1 protein-coding gene and 1 pseudogene are annotated in these 796 nt (G+C 73.1%); both read right to left on the reverse strand.

The annotated features are described in order from the left end of the window. Window positions 1-42: 42 nt before the first annotated feature. The gene (locus tag IE271_RS41130; RefSeq protein WP_229920005.1) at window positions 43-384 is read right to left on the reverse strand and encodes a hypothetical protein; all 342 of its coding nucleotides are present in this window, start codon (window positions 382-384) and stop codon (window positions 43-45) included. A 42-nt stretch (window positions 385-426) separates the two neighbouring features. Then, window positions 427-796, reverse strand: a pseudogene (locus IE271_RS41135) (phosphoadenosine phosphosulfate reductase); the annotation flags it as partial.

A 796-nucleotide genomic window follows, 5' to 3' on the forward strand; every position in this document is an offset into this window, starting at 1 on the left:
GTCCAGTCCGCTGGCCGACTTCAGGCAAGGAAGCTCTGCGGTTCACTCCTCCGGGAGGAGGCTGACTCCCCGGCGGGCGGCGTCTTCGGCCATGCCGGAGTAGGCCATCGCTGCGGGTGTCATCTCCCACTCGGCCAGGGCGAGGAGCAGGAGGACTTCCGGCCGGGTGCGGGAGCTGTCGCACGGCACGCCGGCCTGTGCGGCCGCCTCCACCAGTTCGGCGGTGGTGAGTGCGCCCAGGCGCATGGACGTCGCCTGGCGGGTCTCCTCCAGTCCCTGGTGGTACAGGGCGTTGCCCTCGCTCAGCAGGCGCACCAGGTCCTCGCCGTCGGCGGTCGGGGCGGCCGCGGCCAGGTCAAGCAGGCGCTGGGTGGTGGTCGTCATCATGGCCAGTATGCCTTTCTCACGGTGGGTAGGGGCAGCGGATCAGGTGGCGTCCGGGGCGGGGATGCAGCCGTCGCAGTCCGGGCGGGGGCGGGCGGCCAGGCCGACGGCCTTGCGCGGGGGCTGCTGCAGCGCGGTGCGGACCTGCTGGGCCAGCAGGTCCATGGCGGGGGTGTCGTCGGCGAGGACGACCCCGGGGTCGGGGGCGGTGGGCAGACGGCTCTGTGTGATCAGGTCGGTGATGTGCCAGGTGGGGCTGAAGCTGTCGCCGCGGGCGGCTTCGACCTGTGCGTACAGCGCGGCCAGCCGCGGCCGGCGGCGGATCGCCAGCAGCAGGTCCCGCTTGGCGGCGAACACGCACAGCGAGCAGGAGCAGCGGCTGGTGCCTTTCCAATCTTGGGCGCCGGGGGGG

It is taken from the genome of Streptomyces minutiscleroticus, assembly GCF_014650875.1.
In the GTDB taxonomy this organism is placed as follows: domain Bacteria; phylum Actinomycetota; class Actinomycetes; order Streptomycetales; family Streptomycetaceae; genus Streptomyces; species Streptomyces minutiscleroticus.